This is a genomic window from Oribacterium sp. (assembly GCF_057249185.1).
This window is the reverse complement of record NZ_DBHIGR010000144.1, coordinates 1-5,875: the sequence shown is the minus strand read 5'-3', so window position 1 is coordinate 5,875 and position 5,875 is coordinate 1. Positions and strand designations below refer to the sequence as shown.

Here is a 5,875-nt window from a genome sequence, read left to right as displayed (position 1 = left end):
AAGCAACAAGGAAGGATAAAATCAAAATAGCTTCCTCTCTAAGGCCTACGTAAGTATTTTGTTCTACTTTTCCTTGTACAGCTTTTTTTCTACCGGTTTTATTACTTGTTTTATTTATGCTTTTATTTGTGTTTTTGTTTTTATTTGTCCTTTTTCTCGCCATAAATCCTCACAACTCCTATTTCCTTCCAGGGCATTATATAACATTTTCAAGACAAAAAAAAGCCAAGGCCGTCCTATCAGGGATAGGCCCTGTAAAAAAGAATAAAGAATCCCTATACAAAGGCAATGCAGTCACCAATTAAAGACATAATTGACTTTGTCTTAAATGCAAGATAAAATCTTAACATTACTGTAGAAGGGAGAACAGCATGATTCATGTAGCAATTGTCAGTCCGGAAAAATCTTTGGAGCCTATAGAAAAGGTCCTGCAAGACCCCTCCTTTGATTGTCAATTTTTCCCCTATATCTATAAGGACTTAAAGGATATTGACGGCATCTATGAAGACTGTAAAAAGAAATGTGATGTGATTTTCTTTTCCGGCGAACTGGGTTATCACTATATTCACCAGCATTTTCCGGATAATCGTATTCCCTGTGCTTTTACCGCCTACGAAACCATTGATGTTCTTTCTATTCTGCTGCAATTTCAAATCGAACATCGGGATCAACCATTGAACCGGGTATTCTGTGACTTCTTAACCGAAACCAACCATTTTATGGACATCCCCAAATATTTACCGGAAAAATCCTGCCCTATTTTTTACAAGGATCATCATTATGATTACAAGCATATTACCGAATATGCCAAAAATCTATGGAGCAAAGGAAAAATCGACCTGATTCTTTCCCGAAGCATCAATAATCTGGGGCAGCTGGATCAGTTGCAGATTCCTTATATCGCCGTTTTCCCTAATGAAGAAATGATTCGAAGCTCTATTCAGCACGCCTTGGACGAACTTCGTTTAGGCAGTATCGCGGAGCAAAACCTCTTAAGTATCTTTCTTCGCCTTCCCTTTACGGAGGAGGTGGAAAAGGAGGAACAGGAATATCGGGAAGCCACTGTTTATAAGTTTTTAACGGAATATCGAAAGGAAAGTCATTTACATTTTGATATCGAAAAAGGCTTTAATCAATTTTCTATCCTTTTGAGCATTTCCATGGAAAAGGATCTGATGCCTATGCTACAGGAATTTCTTTCCGCCTGCAGGAAAAATCTGAACTTTCCTTTCCGTATGGGTATCGGCTTAAGCCATTCCAAGGAACGAAGTCGCTATTATGCGGAGCATGCCCTTTTGGAAAGTAATCGTTACGGAAGAAATGACGCCTTTTTTATGGAAGAGGAAGGAAAACTGCTGGGTCCTCTTTCCCAGAAATTAAAGTTGCTGGCTGATTACAGTAACCCGAAGGCTATACAATTTGCAAAAGAACAGGGCATTCACGAAAGCAATATTCTGAAGCTTATCAGCCTTTTTGAAAATGATCCTCTGCAGGCACTGAGTGCCCAATATATCGCAGAACTTCTGGCCATCACTCCCCGCTCCGCCAGTAGAATTCTGGCAAAGCTCCTACAGCTAAAGTTAATTCGGCAGGGACAGCTGGAGGAAGGAGAATCTTTGAAAGAAAAAAAGAAAATGCGACACGGCAGACCCGCCTTGCATTTTCATTTCGAAGAAGAAGCTTTCCGCAAAACCTTTTTTATGGAGTAAAAAAGCTCCTCAATGCACAATATTATCTGATTTTCCTGCCGTATAGGGCTATACCCGGGGCACGCTCCCGCTAACTTCGCCTGACTGAGCAGTGGTTTTGTTAACCACTGCTCACTTTGCTTCGCAAAGCAAATTCCTTCGGAAGTTGGTCTGCATCAGGACGACTTTTCTGATGAAAAGTCTGTCCTTACAGATACTAAGCGAAAAACTTCATTTCACTCGTTTTTCGCAAGTACTGACGGGCTCAGATTACCCCTGCTATAGCCCTATACGGCAGAAAAATATACTACTGTTCTATTAGCTTTTTTCCTCCATCAAAAAAGCTGATGAAGGAAAGCTTATCTGCCTTCTCTTCCGAAGAAAAAGCAAGCCACGGTGCCGGGGCCGGTATGGCAGGCGATGGTGCCGCCAATCACGAAAGTCTCAATCTTTGCCTTAGGATAGCGTTCCAGAATCTTCTCCTTTAAGGTTTCCACATCCTCAGGGCAGGCGGAATGACAGAGAAATACCTTCTCCTCTTCCATGAAGCCCTTCTTTTCCATCTTGGACAGCAGGTTATTAAAGGCCTGCTTTTTTCCTCTTGCCTTTTCAATAGGCTTTAGAGTTCCCTCTTCCGTAATCATAATAATGGGACAAATATTCAGGAGGCCACCGATAAAGCCGGCCGCCTTGGAGATTCTTCCTCCCTGGATGAAGAAACGGAGATCGGAGGTGAAGAAATATCCATGTAAACGATTTCTGTATTCCAGAATCTTCTCCACCAGCTCCTCCATGGAAAGTCCCTGATCTCTTAAATCCGCAGCCTTATCCACCAAGAGTCCGTAGCCTACAGAGGCGGAAAGAGAGTCTACAATTTCAATCTTTCTATCCGGAAATCCCTCCAGAAGAATGTCCTTGGCAATTTCACAGGAATTTCTGGTACCGGATATTCCGCTGGACAGACAGAAATGAACAATATCCTTTCCCGCCTCCAAGCTGGGGCGGAAAAGAGCCATATATTCTTCACTGTTTACCTGGGAGGTCTTACTCTTCTCCCCACTTAACATTCTTTCAAATAATTTTTCCTGGGAAAGGGAGGCATAAAAATCATCTCTGTACTCCTCTTCATTTAAATAAAAACGAAAGTAGGCTAAAAGAATGTTTCTTTTTTCCGCCCATTCCTTAGAAATATCCACTGTAGAACAACAAGATAAAACGTAGCTTTCCATACCGTCTCCTTATTCCCTTCTGATGCTTTTCTTAGCTTATGCTTTTTTGCTTTTCTGCTTTTCTTTTGCTTTTCCGCTTTGAATATATCCTATTCTTTTGCTTTAATACTTTACTTATACCCTTTATTTCCTTTAGCTGTTCCTGCTTTCACTATTCCCCTAATACGTTTCGAATCGCCACAGGGGTTCTGTAATTCCAACGATAAATTCGAATTCCGGAACGTCTGGAGGCAGCGTTTACCACCTGGCCGTTTCCGATATAGATTCCTACATGATTTACCACGCCTCTCCTGTTGGCATAGAAAATCAAATCTCCGGGACGCATATTTTCACTGCTGACCTTCACACCGGTTCTGGACTGTTCCCTGGAAACTCTGGGTAAAGAAACTCCATATTTACTCATAATTGTCTGGGTAAAGCCGGAGCAGTCACAGCCGTGGGTTAAGGAGGTTCCTCCCCACACATAGGGGTTACCGACAAATTGGCAGGCAAAGTTCACCAAATCGCTTCGTCTCTTTGCCGCAATATTGGCTCTATCCTGTGCCGGTCTGTAGGAAATAGCCTCGATTAAACCGTAGTTTACGGTAACATTGTTGTCTCTTGTGGAAACATAGGCTCCCTGATCTCCTTCCTGATCATCTCCGGAGTCCAGGTCCAGCTGCACCCATCCATCCAGCTGATTTACCACGGAATATCTTTGATCTCTTGTAACCTTGGTCCAGGCATTGGATTCAGTACTGGGATTTGCCCGGACGTTTAAGGCATCCGTATTGACCGTTGCCATAACCTGAGCATGGGCAAGAGCCAACTGCTCCGCTTCCTTTCCTTGCGCCACCAATTCCGACTTGACATAGCCGGTGATTTCTCCGGAACGGATTTTCAGCCAACCGTTTTCTTCCCCTAAAATATCTCCTCCCGCATAGCCCGGGAATTTTCCGATAATGTTGTCAATGCCCTTGTCGGCAGGGTCGGAACGGATATTGATATAATCTTGTGCCTTGGAAACCCCAAGGTGATCATACTGGTTTAAAACCTTTTGCTTTAAATTGTAGCTTCGCGCCTCATCCAAGCCGTATTCCAAACGCACATTTTCCGCACTGGAAGAAATATAAGCCTCTTCCACCCCTTCGATGGTATCCGCAGAAATCTTCAGATAGTCCTTTCCGCTTCTGCCCAATACAATATAGCGTTCTCCCTTGGCACAGGAACCTAAGGTATTTCCGTCTATCTTCTCCGGAGTAGAACGAATTCGAAGCTTATCCGCCAAGATGGTAACTCTTGGCTCCATATATTCCTTGGCCTTTTCCTTCGCTTTCTCTCCCTCCAGCAAGAACTGCTTGGAAATGTAGCCATCCAAACCGCCGGAACGAACCTTTACCCAGTTCTCCGTTCCCGCTGCGGGAGACTCTAAAATCTCCACTCCTGCTCCATTTTTTAAAATTCCGATAATATTTTGAATATCATTTTCATTGGGTTGTGAGCGGAAGTTAATAAAGCTGGAATCACACTGCACCAGTCCCAAATTGGTATATCGGGAAAGAGCAAGCTCCTCTTCCTCCTGCTTTCTTTCTTCCACCTTTTTGGAAAGCTCGGAAGAGCTGGCTTTCTCATCCACTACATCTTCCAGATTGGAAGCGGAAGCCTCTTTCACTACCGGCTTCTCTTTGCTTTTTCCGCAGGCCGAAAGACTGCAAAGGAAAAGCAAAATCAATATGGCATATTTTTTCATCGGCAAAATCATATCCTTTCTTTCCCAACGGAAAGCATACTATGAACTCTCATAGCCGGCTTTTGGCTTAAGTACTATCTAATCCTGTAAGCAGATAAAAGCTCCCTGAAGTCCTCTTCTTCCCTGACTGTAACGGTGAGAAAAAAACAGTTCCGGATTTTCCATGGTGCAATAGCCGCTAATGGAAATATGTTCTTCCCTTATCCCGGAGTCCAGAGCAATCCTGCGATTTAAATCCCATAAATCCAGTTGAAATTTATCCTTTGAAATCCTTTGCATGGGAGAAGCTGCATCCTCCCCCAAATCCGGATAATCCTCCAGAAAGGAAAGACCTAAGTCTTCCGAAACAATGTATTGCTCCTTGGAAATACTGGGGCCGATGGCAATAAGAATATCCGCAGGGTTTGAAGAGAAATGCTTTCTCATTTCCTCCACCACATTTCGAAGAATCTTTCCCTTAGTTCCCCTCCAGCCGCTATGACAGGCCCCCACCGCTTTATGAATCGGGTCATAAAATAAAATCGGAACGCAGTCTGCAGAAAAGCAGGAAAGGATAAGACCCTTTTCATCCGTGATTAAAGCATCTATGCCCTCATAATCTCTATCCTTTGTAATGCCCTTTCCCCTGTCCTTCGTGCCTACCTTCAGTACCTTTGTTTCATGGCTTTGCTTGCTAAGCACAAAGTCTTCCGGGGTTTTTCCGAAACGCTCTCCGATTCTTCGGAAATTCTCCAGGACATTTTCCCGGGCATCCTCCACGGAGAAACTTAAGTTTAAAGAAGTCAAATGCTCCTTGGACACGCCTCCCTTCCTGGTGGAAAAGCCATGCTGTATCCCTGTTTCTCTTTGGAAAAGGGGAGATTCCACCATAGGGAGAAGTCCTGAGCTGATTTTATATTCCACCAAAGGAAAAGGGTGTTCCTTAAGCTGATTCATTTGTCCTCCTATAGACTTTATGATTTTTTCTCTTCTTCCAAAATCTTTCGAAGAGCAGAAGCCTCGGGAAGGGGCAAAACCGCGCCATCCAAGCCTGCTTTCTTTGCACCCTCGATATTTTCCGTTAAATCATCTATAAAAAAGCAATCCTTTGCTTCCAAAGAAAAATGCTTTAAAAATCTTTCATAAATAACATCCTGTGGCTTCAGGCACTGAAAGGCCGCAGAATAAAAAATACCGTCAAAATATTCCGATCCGGGAAGCACTTCCCTCCAAATCGGAACCAGGCGCAT

General features: G+C 43.4%; 5 protein-coding genes. 1 reads left to right on the top strand and 4 read right to left on the bottom strand.

The annotated features are described in order from the left end of the window. Nucleotides 1-371 precede the first annotated feature (371 nt). The gene (locus ACO4PX_RS08085) at nucleotides 372-1,709 is read left to right on the top strand and encodes a helix-turn-helix domain-containing protein (protein ID WP_485546694.1); all 1,338 of its coding nucleotides are present in this window, start codon (nucleotides 372-374) and stop codon (nucleotides 1,707-1,709) included. Between the two features lie 338 nt (nucleotides 1,710-2,047). Here ACO4PX_RS08085 and ACO4PX_RS08080 read toward each other — a convergent pair whose 3' ends face one another. The 4 genes from ACO4PX_RS08080 to ACO4PX_RS08065 all read right to left on the bottom strand — a co-directional run. Continuing rightward, on the bottom strand, nucleotides 2,048-2,917 hold the full coding sequence (locus ACO4PX_RS08080; RefSeq protein ID WP_485572223.1) for a DegV family protein: 870 nt from the start codon (nucleotides 2,915-2,917) through the stop codon (nucleotides 2,048-2,050). 151 nt (nucleotides 2,918-3,068) lie between these two features. Then, complete coding sequence (locus ACO4PX_RS08075) at nucleotides 3,069-4,646, bottom strand: C40 family peptidase (RefSeq protein WP_485572224.1); 1,578 nt, start codon at nucleotides 4,644-4,646, stop codon at nucleotides 3,069-3,071. A gap of 78 nt (nucleotides 4,647-4,724) precedes the next feature. Continuing rightward, entirely contained in the window at nucleotides 4,725-5,582 is an 858-nt protein-coding gene (pgeF, locus tag ACO4PX_RS08070) for a peptidoglycan editing factor PgeF (protein ID WP_485572222.1), read from the bottom strand. 17 nt (nucleotides 5,583-5,599) lie between these two features. Beyond that, a partial coding sequence (locus tag ACO4PX_RS08065) for an HAD-IA family hydrolase (RefSeq protein ID WP_485572221.1) occupies nucleotides 5,600-5,875 on the bottom strand: 276 nt, incomplete at its 5' end.